General features: G+C 70.9%; 13 protein-coding genes. 8 read left to right on the top strand and 5 right to left on the bottom strand.

From position 1 onward, the window contains the following. Window positions 1-288 precede the first annotated feature (288 nt). A complete protein-coding gene (locus ACQPY0_RS27065; protein WP_432994031.1) occupies window positions 289-1,551 on the top strand; it encodes a hypothetical protein in 1,263 nt (420 codons plus the stop codon). A 74-nt stretch (window positions 1,552-1,625) separates the two neighbouring features. Here ACQPY0_RS27065 and ACQPY0_RS27060 read toward each other — a convergent pair whose 3' ends face one another. Further along, a complete protein-coding gene (locus ACQPY0_RS27060) occupies window positions 1,626-2,300 on the bottom strand; it encodes a TetR/AcrR family transcriptional regulator (RefSeq protein ID WP_432994029.1) in 675 nt (224 codons plus the stop codon). Between ACQPY0_RS27060 and ACQPY0_RS27055 the strand changes: the two genes are divergently transcribed. The 6 genes from ACQPY0_RS27055 to ACQPY0_RS27030 all read left to right on the top strand — a co-directional run bounded on the left by ACQPY0_RS27055 (window position 2,294) and on the right by ACQPY0_RS27030 (window position 9,730). Beyond that, window positions 2,294-3,160 carry a hypothetical protein gene (locus ACQPY0_RS27055; RefSeq protein ID WP_432994027.1) on the top strand — a complete coding sequence of 289 codons (867 nt, stop codon included), beginning with the start codon at window positions 2,294-2,296 and terminating at the stop codon, window positions 3,158-3,160. The two genes, ACQPY0_RS27060 and ACQPY0_RS27055, sit on opposite strands and share 7 nt — an antisense overlap. A gap of 354 nt (window positions 3,161-3,514) precedes the next feature. After that, complete coding sequence (locus ACQPY0_RS27050) at window positions 3,515-5,311, top strand: family 16 glycoside hydrolase (RefSeq protein WP_432994025.1); 1,797 nt, start codon at window positions 3,515-3,517, stop codon at window positions 5,309-5,311. 93 nt (window positions 5,312-5,404) lie between these two features. Next, window positions 5,405-7,069, top strand: coding sequence for an alpha-keto acid decarboxylase family protein (locus tag ACQPY0_RS27045; RefSeq protein WP_432994023.1), 1,665 nt, complete (start codon window positions 5,405-5,407; stop codon window positions 7,067-7,069). A gap of 47 nt (window positions 7,070-7,116) precedes the next feature. Further along, on the top strand, window positions 7,117-8,367 hold the full coding sequence (locus ACQPY0_RS27040) for an Nramp family divalent metal transporter (RefSeq protein WP_432994021.1): 1,251 nt from the start codon (window positions 7,117-7,119) through the stop codon (window positions 8,365-8,367). An 11-nt stretch (window positions 8,368-8,378) separates the two neighbouring features. Further along, window positions 8,379-8,591, top strand: a complete 213-nt coding sequence (locus ACQPY0_RS27035; protein WP_432994019.1) for a hypothetical protein — start codon at window positions 8,379-8,381, stop codon at window positions 8,589-8,591. Further along, the gene (locus ACQPY0_RS27030) at window positions 8,588-9,730 is read left to right on the top strand and encodes an oxalate decarboxylase family bicupin (protein ID WP_432994017.1); all 1,143 of its coding nucleotides are present in this window, start codon (window positions 8,588-8,590) and stop codon (window positions 9,728-9,730) included. The genes ACQPY0_RS27035 and ACQPY0_RS27030 overlap by 4 nt, the downstream gene beginning before the upstream one ends. Here the strand turns inward: ACQPY0_RS27030 and ACQPY0_RS27025 are convergent. From ACQPY0_RS27025 to ACQPY0_RS27010, 4 genes are all read right to left on the bottom strand, one after another. Next, entirely contained in the window at window positions 9,727-10,266 is a 540-nt protein-coding gene (locus ACQPY0_RS27025) for a DUF6886 family protein (protein WP_432994015.1), read from the bottom strand. The genes ACQPY0_RS27030 and ACQPY0_RS27025 overlap by 4 nt on opposite strands. Next, on the bottom strand, window positions 10,266-11,153 hold the full coding sequence (locus ACQPY0_RS27020; RefSeq protein ID WP_432994013.1) for a hypothetical protein: 888 nt from the start codon (window positions 11,151-11,153) through the stop codon (window positions 10,266-10,268). Before ACQPY0_RS27020 ends, ACQPY0_RS27025 begins: the two co-directional genes overlap by 1 nt. Before the next feature lie 222 nt (window positions 11,154-11,375). Next, complete coding sequence (locus tag ACQPY0_RS27015; protein ID WP_432994011.1) at window positions 11,376-11,750, bottom strand: hypothetical protein; 375 nt, start codon at window positions 11,748-11,750, stop codon at window positions 11,376-11,378. 87 nt (window positions 11,751-11,837) lie between these two features. Further along, a complete protein-coding gene (locus ACQPY0_RS27010) occupies window positions 11,838-12,113 on the bottom strand; it encodes a DUF2610 domain-containing protein (RefSeq protein WP_432994009.1) in 276 nt (91 codons plus the stop codon). Window positions 12,114-12,320: 207 nt separating this feature from the next. Between ACQPY0_RS27010 and ACQPY0_RS27005 the strand changes: the two genes are divergently transcribed. Continuing rightward, a complete protein-coding gene (locus ACQPY0_RS27005; protein WP_432994007.1) occupies window positions 12,321-13,511 on the top strand; it encodes a type IV secretory system conjugative DNA transfer family protein in 1,191 nt (396 codons plus the stop codon). The last annotated feature ends 6 nt before the right edge of the window (window positions 13,512-13,517 follow it).

Raw genomic sequence — 13,517 nt, 5'->3', positions numbered from 1 at the left:
GATCCCCCACCTCGGCGTCTGCCGGCTCACCGCGGGCGACAGCTCGCGCCTCGCCCCCGTGTACGACAACAAACGCCACACGCTCAGGGTGGTCCGGCGCTGCGGCCGGGCAGGCGTGTGCCCTGACGAATAGCCCGAGCAGCACCGGGCACCATGCCCGTCGCCGCCCCGTGTAAACCCGGCCGACCACGACGGCCCACCTACGACGTCAGCTCGCTCGATAACCCGGATCTGGCGGCGGCGGCCATGGTACGCAGGACCATACAAGCCGCACGGAACGGATCAATCGTGAGTCTCGATCTCTGGCCCCGGCTGATGGCGCCCGGGCAGCTTCGCTGCGGTGCGCTCGCCGTACTCACCGCCGCCGCTCTGCTGCTGGGGGCGTGTTCTTCCAAGCCCGCACCGAAGAACGAAGACCCCGGCGACCACCACACGCGGGAGGCCATGCCCGGAATGAGTATGCCCGGCATGGCCACGTCCCGGCCGCCCGAGCGTTCGGGCGAGGCTACCGGGCCGGGCGCCGCGCTGCCCGGCATGCCGCCGCTGCTCGACCCGCACGACGTCTACGCCGCGGACCGGCCCGGCGCGCTCGCCGACGTGGTCAGGAACGACCCTGTCCGGGTGTACGTGCCGAACCTCGACAGCGACACCGTATCCGTCATCGACCCGGCGACGTACAAGGTCATCCAGACGGTCAAGGTCGGCAACGCACCGCAGCACGTCGTGCCGGCCTGGGACCTGCGCACGCTGTGGGTGAACAACAACGACGGCAACACGCTGACCCCGATCGATCCGGCGACCGGCGCGTTCGGCACGCCCGTCCCGGTCGAAAACCCGTACAACCTGTACTTCACCCCCGACGGCAAGTTCGCGATGGTCATGGCGGAGCTGCTGCACCGCATCGACTTCCGAGACCCGCACACGATGGCGATCGCGCGATCAGTGCCGGTCAACTGCTCCGGGGTGAACCACGCCGACTTCTCGGCCGACGGCCGCTACTTCATCGCGACCTGCGAGTTCTCCGGCGACCTGATCAAGGTGGACGTTCAGCGTCAGGAGGTGATCGGCCAGCTGCACCTGCCACGCGAGGGGGCGATGCCGCAGGACGTCAAGATCACCCCGGATGGGCGCACCTGGTACGTCGCCGACATGCACACCTCCGGCGTGTGGATCCTCGACGGGGACGCGTTCACCGTGCGGATGTTCCTGCCGACCGGGGCCGGCGCGCACGGGCTGTACGTCAGCCGCGACTCGAAGCGCCTCTACATCGCCAACCGGGGCGAGGGTTCGGTGTCGGTCCTCGACTTCGCCACTGGCACCCTCGTCGCCAAGTGGCAGATCCCCGGCGGTGGCAGCCCGGACATGGGCGGGGTCTCGGCGGACGGCAAGGTCCTGTGGCTCTCCGGCCGGTACAACGGCGAGGTCTACGCCATCTCCACGGACGACGGGCACCTGCTCGCCCGGATCAAGGTCGGCGCCCAGCCGCACGGGCTGTGCTTCTGGCCGCAGCCCGGCCGGTACTCCCTCGGCCACACCGGCATCCTGCGCTGACCACGGCGGCCACCGAGCAGGTGTTTCGGGGTGTACTCAAGCGACGTTGCGGCCCACGCCGGTGCCCGACAACGTCATGGGTTCCTTCCTCCTGGGATGTTCACCGGCAAGGCGGTGGTGCCCGATGATGCGGTCGAGGTGGCGGCAAGTGCGGCGAGATGCGCCTTGACGACCGCCCGGGCGTGTCGGGGGCTTTCGCCGTGCAGCACCATGTGCAGGATGAGCCCGTCGACGAGCGCGTACAGCCGGCGCGCTTCCAAGGGACGGTCGACGTCCGGTCCGGCGATCCGTATGACGAGGCTGGAAAAGGCCCGACGGAGCAGGCGGTGCATCTCGACGCTGAGGGGCCGCAGCGCCGGGTCCACCAGCGACTGCGCGGAGAACGCGAGCCACACCTGACACTCAGCGAGGCGGTCGGCGTCCAGCGGCAACATCTCGGCGATCGAGCGTTCCACGACCCCGAGCTGGTCACCGGTCACGTCGATCGCCTCGATCCGGGCCTGGATCCGTTCGGCGACGAGCCGCATGGCGAACACCGTCAACGCCGTCTGCGACGGGAACGAGTGGCGCAACGATCCGGCGGACAGACCGGCCTCCTGTGCGACGTTGCGGACCGATGCGTGCGCCAGGCCAGCGCGCCGGACGACCCGCCAGACCGCCTCGGCCAGCTCGGCGCGGCGGGCCGCACTGTCGACGATTTTCGGCATGGCTCTTTTTATCACAGTCGTGCTAGCTTGCCGATATGACACAGTCGTACCAGAACACGCTCGGTCAGATCGGCGTCAGCGCGGCCGTGGAGGTCGTGGTGCTCACCGTGATCGTTTGGCTGCTCACCCGGCGCGCCGCCGTCGACGTGGCCGCCCGCGCGCCCACGACACCGATCGCGCGTCGGGAGCTCCTCGGGCTGATGGTGTACGGGTTGATGGCCCAACTGCTCGGCGCGGCGCTCGGCCACGCGCTGGGGTGGCACCCCATCAGCTTTCACCTCGCCGGAACCCTCATCGGCGGCGAGGGCCATCTCGGCCCGGCCGAAGCGCTCGCCTGGGCCGCGTACAACGCCACCGCCTACGCCGCACTGCCGTACCTGTGGTTCCGCCGCCGGTACGACACGACCGCGCTGTGCCTGCGAAGCACGAACCGCCGCCGCGACCTGACCGTTATCGGTGTCGTCCTGGCGATCGAGTCGATCACCCAGCTGCTCGGCCTCAGCTCAGCCATCCTCGCGCTGACCGCGGGACAGGCAGCCTCGGGCGTGCCGTTGACCTTCGTCCTCTACCTGCTGGGCACCGGACTTCCGACACTCGTCTTCGTGCAGGCACTGGTCGTGCCCAGACTCGCCCGGCTCGCCGGACGGGTCGGCGCGGTGGCGCTCGGCGGGCTCGTCTACGCCGCCCTGCACCTCGGCGACGCGTGGACCAGCTACGCGTCTACCGAGGAGACCGCCGCCTCGATCGGCCTGGTGCTGCTCGTGTACACACTGCCGGGAATGTTCAAGGCGTTCCTCACCGTGCAGACCGGCAACGCCTGGGTACACCTGTGGGCCTACCATGCCATCGCGCCGCACACCCTGATCGACACCCCACTCGTCGTACGCGTCTTCCGACTGTGACGGCGAGGCTGCGACCGGCCGGCGTCGCCCAGCCCGCGTCGACTGCGGCGGACGGATCGGCGGCGGACGCGGCAACGAGCAGCCCGGCGCTCCACGAAAGTTTCATTGCGCACCCCCTCGGAGGAAAGCCCCCGCCGACCCTAGCCATACCATGACGATCATCAATGAGGCCGACTGCAACAAACCTGCGAACGCGGAGCCTTGTCGCCAGGAAAACGCTTTCCCTACGATTGGGATCCGTCGACAACAGGCCCCGCCCCGCTCCCCCGCCAGGGAACGCCGCCGAGCGCCTGACCCCGCGCATCCGGGTGCGAACACTCCCGCGCGTGCGCACTCGTCTCTCTCGGAGGATTCATGAATCCAAAGCGCAGGTGGCTGGCCGCGTCGGCCGCCGTAGCGGCGGTGGCCGGCGTGGTGCTCGCCACGCAGGTCGCGTTCGCCGACACGGTGTTCAGCGCGACCTTCGAGGACGGTTCCACCAGCGGCTGGTCGAAGTCGGGCGGCACCTGGAGCGTCGTCACCGACGGCAGCAAGGTCCTGCAGCAGTCCAGCACCGGCAGCGAGAACGCCCGCGAGTTCGCGGGTGACAGCGGCTGGAGCGCCTACACCGTGCAGGCCGGCGTCAAGCCGCTGTCGCTGGGCACGGGCGGCTTCGTCGGCCTGCTCGCCCGCTCGACCAGCGCCACCACGTTCTACCGGCTCGCGCTGCTGCCCGGCAACCAGGTGCAGCTGCAGGCGGTGAACAGCGGCTCGGTCACGGTGCTGGGCACCTCGCCGCGGACCGTGGCGACCGGCACGTGGTACACCTTGGCGCTCACGGTCAACGGCAGCTCCATCACCGGCTCGGTCAACGGCTCCACCGTGGCGAGCGCGACCGACGCGTCGATCTCGAAGGGCCGCATCGGCCTGCAGACTGCGTACTCCAGCGCGAACTTCGACAACGTCACCGTGACGACGGGCGGCACCACCAACCCGACCCCGTCGCAGAGCACCGGCTCACCGACGGCCTCGCCGAGCCCGTCCCGCTCGGCGAGCCCGTCGCCGTCGACGAGCCAGCCGCCGTCCTCGGCGCTGTACGCCTCCCCGACCGGCACCGCGAGCGCGCCCGGCACCCAGGCCAGCCCGACCACGCTCGCCTCGGCGATCACCCGGGTGACGGCCGGCGGGACGATCTATATGCGCGGCGGCACGTACGGCAACTCCTCGACGATCACCATCGCGGTGGGCAACAACGGCACGTCGAGCGCGATGAAGAACATCACGGCGTATCCGGGCGAGACGCCCGTGCTGAACTTCTCCGCGCAGAGCGAGGACCCGGCCAACCGGGGCCTGGCCGTCAACGGCAACTACTGGCACATCACCGGCATCGTGGTCGAGCGGGCCGGGGACAACGGTATCTTCATCGGCGGCAACAACAACGTCATCGAGCGGGTCGTCACGCGCTTCAACCGCGACAGCGGCCTGCAGATCTCGCGGGTCGCCTCCGACACCCCGAAGGCCCAGTGGCCGTCGAACAACCTCGTCATCTCCTCGGAGTCGCACGACAACGCCGACTCCGACGGTGAGGACGCCGACGGTTTCGCCGCCAAGCTCACCATCGGCACCGGCAACGTCTTCCGCTACGACGTGTCGCACAACAACATCGACGACGGCTGGGACCTGTACACCAAGACCGACACGGGCGCGATCGGCCCGGTCACCATCCAGGACTCGCTGTCGTACAACAATGGCACGCTGAGCAACGGCACCGTCAACAACAACGGCGACCGCAACGGCTACAAGCTCGGCGGCGAGGACATCGGCGTGAACCACGTCGTGCAGCGCAGCATCGCCTACCGCAACGGCCACCACGGGTTCACCTACAACAGCAACCCGGGCTCGATGACCATCTCCAACAACCTGTCGATCGACAACGCCGAGCGCAACTTCTCCTTCGACCAGGGCTCCTCGACGTTCCGCAACAACACGTCGTGCCGCTTCGCAAGCGGCGGCTCGAACGACAAGACGATCGGCAACTCCGACAGCTCCAACCAGTTCTGGACCGGCACCAACGGCTCCCGCTGCACCACCTCCAGCGGCGCCCTGGCGTGGTCCTTCGCCTCCGACGGCCACCTCGTGGTCACCCTCGGCGGCCGGACCGTCAGCCTGTAAAACACCGGACCGTCAGCCTGTAAGCAACCGTGAGGGCCGGGGTGATTTCACACCCCGGCCCATTCCCTCGGCAAAAGAGGGTAGAGCCGCGGGATGACGCAGTGCACGATCGGCGACTATCTCCTGGCCCGCCTCAAGGAGGTCGGCATCCGGCACGTCTTCGGCGTGCCCGGCGACTACCAGCTCGAGTTCCTCGACCGGATCGAGGCCACCGACGGCATCGAGTGGGTCGGCAACGGCAACGAGCTCAACGCGGCCTACGCCGCCGACGGTTACGCGCGCCTGGGCGGCATCGGCGCGGTCGTCACCACCTTCGGCGTCGGCGAGCTCAGCGCGCTCAACGGCATCGGCGGCGCCTACGCGGAGTCGGTGCCCGTGGTGTCCATTGTGGGCGCTCCCGCCACGTTCGTGATGCGGGAGCGGCGGGCGGTGCACCACACCGCGGGCGACGGCGACTTCACCCGGGCCGCGCGGTGCGCCGCGGAGTTCACGGTCGCGCAGGCACAGCTGGACCGCGACAACGCGGCGATGGAGATCGACCGCCTGCTCACGCTGTGCTGGCTGCACAAGCGGCCGGTGTACCTCATGCTCCCCTCCGACGTCGCCGGTCAGCGCATCGAGGCGCCCGCGGCGCCGCTGGAACTGCCGGAGCCGACCAGCGACCCGGAGAAGCTGGTGCGGTTCGGCAACGCGGCGCTGGACCGGCTCGGAGCCGCCGCCTCGGTGACGCTGCTCGTGGGGCACGAGGCGGACCGGTACCGGCTCGGGCCGCAGGTCGCCGAGCTGGCCGAGGCGCTCGGGGCGCCGGTGGCCTGCCTCAGCAGCGGCAAGGGCCTGTTCCCGGAGACCCACGACCTGTTCGTCGGCGTCTACGGCGGCGCGCTGAGCGACCCGTACGTCCGCGCGGCCGTCGAGGACGCCGAATGCCTCATCACGGTGGGCGCCCGGTTCACCGACGCGGTCACCGGCGGGTTCACCCAGCGCCTCGACCCCGGGCGGCTCGTCGAGCTGCACCCGTTCGCGGCGACGGCGAGCGGCCACCACTACAGTCACGTCGCGATGCGCGACGCGCTGCGGGTGCTGTCCCGGCCCGGGCAGCGCGCCGGCGACGTGAACCCGCTGCACCGGCGGGCCCGCACGGGCCTGGAGCCGGCGGCGGGCGCACCGCTGGTGCAGGAGCGGCTGTGGCGGCAGATCTGCGGGATCCTGCGCCCCGGTGACGTGGTCGTGGCGGAGCAGGGCACGGCGTACTTCGGCGCCGCCGAGCAGCCCCTGCCGCGCGACTGCGCGTTCGTCGGGCAGCCGCTGTGGGGCTCGATCGGATACACGCTGCCGGCCCTGCTCGGCACCATGCTCGCCGCGCCCGGCCGCCGCCACGTGCTGCTCATCGGCGACGGCTCGTTCCAGCTCACCGCACAGGAGCTCGCCACCGTGCTGCGGCAGGGGCTCAACCCCGTCATCGTGCTGGTGAACAACGACGGGTACACCGTGGAGCGCTGCATCCTGGGCGCCGACGCGGCGTACAACAGCATCACGCCGTGGCGCTACGACCGGCTGGTGCAGGCCTTCGACCCCGACGGCCGCGCGGTGACGACGTCCGTGCGCACCGAGGACGAGCTCGCCGCGGCCCTGAGCAAGGCGCAGGACGACGTACCGGTCTTCATCGAGGCGTTCCTGGACCGCCTCGACGCACCCGAATCCGTCGTGCGGATCGGCAAGGCGTTCGCGGACTCCGACTACCACCACGCGCCCGTTTAGCGCTCGCAGGTGAGGCGATCGGCGCGGCGGCAGCCCACCGTTGGGTTATGACGTCCACGCTTGAGCCGGTGGTCAAGCCCACCGACCCCTCGTTACGGCGGTGGGTGGGCCCGGCCGTCGTCGCGGCCGTCGCCTACGTCGACCCGGGCAACGTGGCCACGAACCTCACCGCGGGCGCCACGAGCGGGTATCTGCTGGTGTGGGTTGTCGTCGCGGCGAGCCTCGTGGCGCTGCTGGTGCAGTTCCAGGCCGCGAAGCTCGGCGTGGCGACCGGCCTGAGCCTGCCCGAGCTGTGCCGCGAGCGGCTGCCGCGGTGGGCGAGCCGGCTGCTGTGGGCACAGGCGGAGCTGGTGGTGCTCGCGACCGACCTGGCCGAGTTCGTCGGCGCGGCGATCGGGCTGCGGCTGCTGTTCGGCATGCCGGTCGCCCCGGCGGCACTGGTGACCGCGGCGGCGTCGATGCTGCTGCTGGAGCTGCGCCGCCGGGGGCGCCGGCGGTTCGAGATCCTGACCGCCGCGGCGCTGCTGCTCATCGGGGCGGGGGTGCTGTACGACGTGTTCGCGGTCGGGCACCAGTCCGCGGCCGGGCTCGCCGGCGGGCTCGCCCCGCGCCTCGACGGCGTCGACAGCGCGCTGCTGGCGATGGGGATCGTCGGCGCGACCGTGATGCCGCACGCCATCTATCTGCACTCCGCGCTGGCCCGCCGCTCCGAGTTCCGGGTCGCGCACGCGGTCGGCGGCCGCACGCCGGGGCTCGTGCGCCGTGCGCTGCGGCTGGACTGCGGCGTGGCGCTGGGCGGGGCCGCGCTCGTCAACGTCGCGATGATCGCGCTCGGGGCCGGCCTCGGCGCGCTCACCGCGGGCGAGTGGACCGGCGACATTCTCGCCGCGCACGGCGAGATCGCCGACCGGGTCGGCGGGGCCGCGGCGCTGGCGTTCGCGGTGGCGCTGCTCGCCTCCGGGGTCTCCTCGTCCGGGATCGGCACGCTGGCCGGCGACTTCGTGATGCAGGGGTTCCTCGGCCGGCGCGTGCCGAGCCGGGTCCGGCGGATGGTGACGATGCTGCCGGCGATCGCCGCGCTGCTGGCCGGGGCGCCGCTGACCGGACTGCTGGTGCTGAGCCAGATCGTGATCTCACTCGGGGTACCGGTGGCGCTGTTCCTGCTCGTGTTCTTCTGCCGGGACCGGGCGCTCATGGGCGGGCTCGTCAACGCCGCGGCCACGACGCGCATCGCGGCGAGCGCCGGGTTCGTGGTGGCCGCGGCCGGCCTTTCGCTGCCGGTACTGCTGCTGCTGTGAAGGTCCTGCCCATGCCCTCCGTCCCGTGCCTGCGCGCGCGGATGCTCGGCTTCGCCGTGGCGTCCGCGCTCGCCCTCGTGTCCGGCGCCGCGCTCACCACCGTGCTGGCGCTGGCCTTCGCCGCGGCCGCGATCCCCGTGGCCGCCGGGATTTCCGATGGTGTACCGCGAGTGCTCGCCCTGTGCGGCCTGCGGTCCCCCGAGCCTTCGAAGGAGCCGACGTGACCAACCCCGAACGGCTGCCCCAGCCCGAGCGCGGGCGCAAGGGCGGCCGCGACACCGGCCCCCGCAACGTGGAGCTGGACCGGCAGAACCCGGACCTGCTCACGCCGCCGGACACCGACAACGGCACCCTGCCCAACCTCAAGTTCTCGATGTCGATGGCGCACACCCGCATCGAGGACGGCGGCTGGACGCGCGAGGTGACCCAGCGGGAGCTGCCGGTCGCCACCGAGCTGGCCGGTGTCGACATGAAGCTCAACCCCGGCGCCTACCGGGAGCTGCACTGGCACAAGCAGTCCGAGTGGGCGTACGTGCTGCAGGGCAGCTGCCGCATCGGCGCCGTCGACCAGGAGGGGCGCAACTTCCTCGAGGACGTGGAGGAGGGCGACCTGTGGTTCTTCCCGCGCGGGGTGCCGCACCACATCCAGGCCCTCGGCGACGGCGTCGAGTTCCTGCTGGTCTTCGACGACGGCGCGTTCTCCGAGAACTCGACCTTCATGATCAGTGACTTCTTCGCCCACACGCCCCGCAGCGTCATCGCGAAGAACTTCGGCTGGACGCCGGAGCAGCTGGACCGGCTGCCGGACGGGGAGAAGTACATCTTCTCCGGGCAGGTCCCCCCGCCGCTGGAAAGCGATCAGGTCATCAGCCCGACCGGCGACGTGCCCCGCACCTTCAAGCACCGCCTGCGCGCGCAGGAGCCGGAGCACTTCAACGGCGGCCACGCCCGCGTCGCCGACTCCACGAACTTCGCCGCCTCCGACACGATCAGCGCCGCGCTGGTCGAGATCGAGCCGGGCGGCCTGCGCGAGCTGCACTGGCACCCGACCGACGACGAGTGGCAGTACTACATCCGCGGCAGCGGCCGCATGGGCGTCTTCGCCAGCTCCGGGCTGAACCGCACCTTCAACTACCAGGCCGGCGACGTCGGCTACGTGCCGTTCGCCTTCGGCCACTACGTCGAGAACACCGGCACCGAGCCACTGGTGTTCCTGGAGATGTTCCGCAACCCGAAGTTCGAGGACATCTCGCTGAGCCAGTGGATGGCGAACACCCCGCCCCAGGTCGCGGCGGACACGCTGAACCTGCCCCGCGACGTGGTGGAGAACATCCCGAAGACCAAGGAGCGCATCACCATCTAGGGCCGCGGTTTCGCGTTGCGCAGCCGGATCCCGCTGAAGCCGAGGGTGCTCGCGATCACCTGGTCCCAGAAGGGCCACAGATTGTCCAGTACCCGCAGCTGGATCCCGGCGGCCGCGTGGCAGTCGAGCAGGTTGCCGACCGGCTCGGGCGGTCCCAGCGGCACGATCGGCTCCTCGGCGACGTGGGCGTGCGGCGCGTCCCCGTCGCCGAACGGGCGGAACGGCTCGGCGGCGAAGCGGTAGGCGTACACCCGCGTCGTGCGCATCGCGTCGAGCCATCCGAACTCGATGGCGTGCACCCGCTCGCCGCAGCCGGCCCCGACGATCCGGTCCCGGTCCGCGCCGGTGGTGCCGGGCCTCACCCAGGCCATCGCACGCGGGCACTGGCGCGGGAACCAGTAGTCGCTCGCCCGGTCGGCGTCGACGGCCCAGACGTAGGCCTCGGGCTGCTGCGCCGTCGCGGCGACGTGCGGCACGAACCGCGTGATCGCCGGGTCCTCGGAGAAGTGCAGGACCTCGCCGAGGCGCGGGCGCATCAGGACGGGTCGCCGTTGACGACGTCGAGGAGGTGCCAGGTCCCGTCGATCCGCGCCGCGGACAGCAGGATCGACCACCCCGGCTGCGCCAGCGCGGCGATCCGCGCCGGCACCCCGACCCGCCGCCCGTCGAACGTGATCGAGCCGTCGCCGACCTCGTCGATGGTGAGGTACTCGTCCTCGATGAGATCCTCGGGGTCCACACCGTCGATCTCGGCGGGGTCGGGCCCGTCGGGGTCGTTCTCGAGATGCTCGCTGAGTTCGTCCACGAACCGCCGCACCGCGCTGCTGCCCTCGACCCGGCTCGCCACGTCCTCGAGCACGTCGGCGCCGGCCCCGGCGGCGATGACCCCCTGCACCTCCAGCCACCCGACCAGCGCGGCGAGCACCGTCCGCGCGTGCTGCAGCTCCCCCGGCGACGCGAACTGCTTGTGCACCATGGTGTTGAAGAACATCCCGAACTTGTCCGGCAGCGAGGCCGCCGGTAGCTCGTCGACGGGCGTGTCGGAGTCCTGCGCGATGCTGTATCGCAGGATCGCCACGACCTCCTCGGTCCGGCCGAACGACCCGGACGCCCGCTGCTCGTCGAGAAACCGTGCGAGCGCCGCGCCCGCCGTCAGCGCCTCGGCCCCGTTCTCCGTGCCCCAGTCCCAGCTGATGTCGTGCCGCCGGACCGCGGCGTCGAGCCGCTGCCAGAGCTCGCCGTCGCCACTGCGGTTGCCGCCCACCCCGCGCCGCACGTACCCGCTGGCGACCCGCACCTCGACCGCCGCCGGCCGCGTGAGCGCCTCGACCCCGTTGACGACGGCGGTGAGCGTCATCCGATCGGCGGACGCACCGGGCTCGGAGCCGTCGAGCTCCCGCCGGTGCCGCCCATGCGTCAGCACGGTGCTCCACACCCCGGGCCCCCCGGTAGCCTGGACAAAGGTCCGCTGAGGTCGATCCACCACGGGGCCATCATCACACACACGGCGCAGGACTCGACCAGGTGCGGGCTGGTCGGGTCGATGCTCCAGTCCCCGCGCTCATCGCCGCGACGCCCAGCTCCACCTCGACCGGGGCCGGCTCGCCGGGTTCCTGCTCGTCCGCGGGCCGGTAGCGCGACGGCGTTAATCGGTGGCCGGGTTCTCGCCGGCGAGGTGGTTTTCGATGGCCTGGGCGATTCCGGCGGCGGCTTCCCGGACGCCACGCGCGTAGCCGATGAACAATCGGTTGGCGAGCGGGACGGCCCAGGCCGCGCGGCGGGCGATGTTGTAGACGCGGTAGGTCACCAGCGTTTCGGCGTCCGACTCGGCCGCGCTGATCTCGCCCCGGTACCACCAATGGCCCTGGAATCCGACGGTGCCGTCCCGGTGGTCGACGTCGACGTAGGCGCGGCCGGTTTCGCCGAGCATCGTCGTGAGCACCCACTCGTCGTCGATGAGCCGCTGGACCTGCGGGAGCGTCGCGCGCACGGGCGCCGACGCCTCGAAGAGCAGCCGCATCACAGGGACCTTCCCGGGTTCTCGGTCATTGCTCGGTGATGAGCTGCTCGATCGCGTGCGCGGAGCGCCGGGACGAGTGCACCCCCGCTACGAGCTCGTGGCCGAATCGCCGCTCGACGACTCGGAGGTGGTGCCGAGCGCGTACACGCACAGCTCCTCGAAGCTGACGTTGTTCTCCCGGGCGATGTCCGCCAGCTTCTGGAACGAGTCCATCACCTCGGACGGGATCGTGCCGCCCCGCTCGCGGGAGAGCCAGCTCGCCTGGTGCTGCAGCGGGTGCTTGCCGTCCGCCGGCTCACCGATATAGATATTGAACGGCGCCTTGGCACCGCCGAAATCGCAGGGAATGGTGAACTTCTTCATCGCTCGACCTCCCGGTGCGGCCAACGGACTACACGGGCAGCATCAGCGTAACCGCCGCGCCGATCGCCGTCCATGCAACGGTCGTCCCGGATGGAGTGGGCGAACGGAGGAGTCCGCGCCATTGTCGTCGCCCGATGCGGCTGGCAGACTGCTGGACGGCGCGATCCACTTGTCATGCTCGACTCGGCCACTGTTGGAATGGTGCGGATGAGCGGTGTGGGGGAACTCGGTCCGAAGGCGATCCGGCTGGGCCGGATCGATCAGGGCAAGGACGGCGCCGGCTTCGTCGCCGCCGACGGCGACCTGCACGTGCTCACGCTCGCGCCGAACCGGTCGGACCGGGTCCGGCACTGCCTGACCCCCAATCTGCTGACCTACCCGGGGCGGATCGCGGTCATCGACCTCGGCGGAGAGGCCTACGCCGCCACCGCGGAGGCCAGACGCCGCATGGGGCACACCGTGGTGCGGCTGGACCCGTTCGGCGTGGCCGGGCCGGGATCGGATGCGCTGGACCCCATCGACCTGCTGCACGACCTGGAAGATCCGGCGCTGTCCTCCGCGTGCCAGGATCTCGCCGACCTGTTCCCGCTGCGCACGCCGTCCGGCGAGGCGGCGGAGTACGAGGCCTTCGGTCTGCTCAGCGGGCTGATCGGCTACCTCGCCGCGATACCGGAAAAGCACTCGTTCGACGAGCTCTACCCGACGATGCACTCCGACGATGTGGTCTACAGCCTCGCGGTGGTTCTGGACACGGCCGGCAAGCTGATTCCGAAGATGTCCTACGCGGAGATCGCGTCATTCCTGGACCAGGACGACCGGGCGCGCAACCGCGTTCTGGCCCGGGTCCGGTCCCAGCTGCCCACGTTCGGCAATCCCGAAGTCCGGGCAACGCTGCGCTCGTCGAGTTTCTCGCTCTCCGGCCTGGCCGCCGGCGATCCGATCACCGTCTATCTCATCCTCCCGGTGGAGCGGCTCGCGCTGCACGCGGCGCTGCTGCGGGTCTGGATCGGCACCCTCCTGCACGGCGTGCTGCGGCAACGCGGCGGCTCCGCGCTGCCGATGCTCTTCCTGCTCGACCACTGCGCGGAGCTCGGCCCGTTTCCGTTGCTCGAGTCGGTTCTGCGCATGGCGCCGCTGGACGCCTGCCGCGTCTGGACCTTCTGGCACGACGCTCATCAGCTGCGCACCACCAACCCGGGCAGCTGGCCGGCGATCGTCTCCGGCTGCGAGGCGGTTCAGGTTTTCGGGACCACCGACACCGCCGCCGCGGCCGAGGCCGACGACCTCCTCGGGCTTCGCTCGAACAAGGTCGGTTCCCTCGGGCCGGGCGAACAGCTGATCCGCCTCGGCGCGGCGGTGCACCGGGCGAGGAAGATCGGTCCGCGCGACACCGACTGACCGGGT

This window comes from Dactylosporangium sp. CA-233914 (assembly GCF_050942935.1).
GTDB lineage: Bacteria > Actinomycetota > Actinomycetes > Mycobacteriales > Micromonosporaceae > Dactylosporangium.
Note: the sequence above shows the minus strand (reverse complement) of the source record. Positions and strands in the feature narration are given on the sequence as shown.

What these genes read in the sequence shown, in the direction of transcription:
- ACQPY0_RS27025 (WP_432994015.1), bottom strand. Translation starts at nt 10,266, where the DNA reads ATGCGCCCGCGCCTCGGCGAGGTCCTGCACTTCTCCGAGGACCCGGCG.
- ACQPY0_RS27040 (WP_432994021.1), top strand. Translation starts at nt 7,117, where the DNA reads ATGACGTCCACGCTTGAGCCGGTGGTCAAGCCCACCGACCCCTCGTTA.
- ACQPY0_RS27015 (WP_432994011.1), bottom strand. Translation starts at nt 11,750, where the DNA reads ATGCGGCTGCTCTTCGAGGCGTCGGCGCCCGTGCGCGCGACGCTCCCG.
- ACQPY0_RS27050 (WP_432994025.1), top strand. Translation starts at nt 3,515, where the DNA reads ATGAATCCAAAGCGCAGGTGGCTGGCCGCGTCGGCCGCCGTAGCGGCG.
- ACQPY0_RS27045 (WP_432994023.1), top strand. Translation starts at nt 5,405, where the DNA reads ATGACGCAGTGCACGATCGGCGACTATCTCCTGGCCCGCCTCAAGGAG.
- ACQPY0_RS27055 (WP_432994027.1), top strand. Translation starts at nt 2,294, where the DNA reads ATGACACAGTCGTACCAGAACACGCTCGGTCAGATCGGCGTCAGCGCG.
- ACQPY0_RS27010 (WP_432994009.1), bottom strand. Translation starts at nt 12,113, where the DNA reads ATGAAGAAGTTCACCATTCCCTGCGATTTCGGCGGTGCCAAGGCGCCG.
- ACQPY0_RS27005 (WP_432994007.1), top strand. Translation starts at nt 12,321, where the DNA reads ATGAGCGGTGTGGGGGAACTCGGTCCGAAGGCGATCCGGCTGGGCCGG.
- ACQPY0_RS27035 (WP_432994019.1), top strand. Translation starts at nt 8,379, where the DNA reads ATGCCCTCCGTCCCGTGCCTGCGCGCGCGGATGCTCGGCTTCGCCGTG.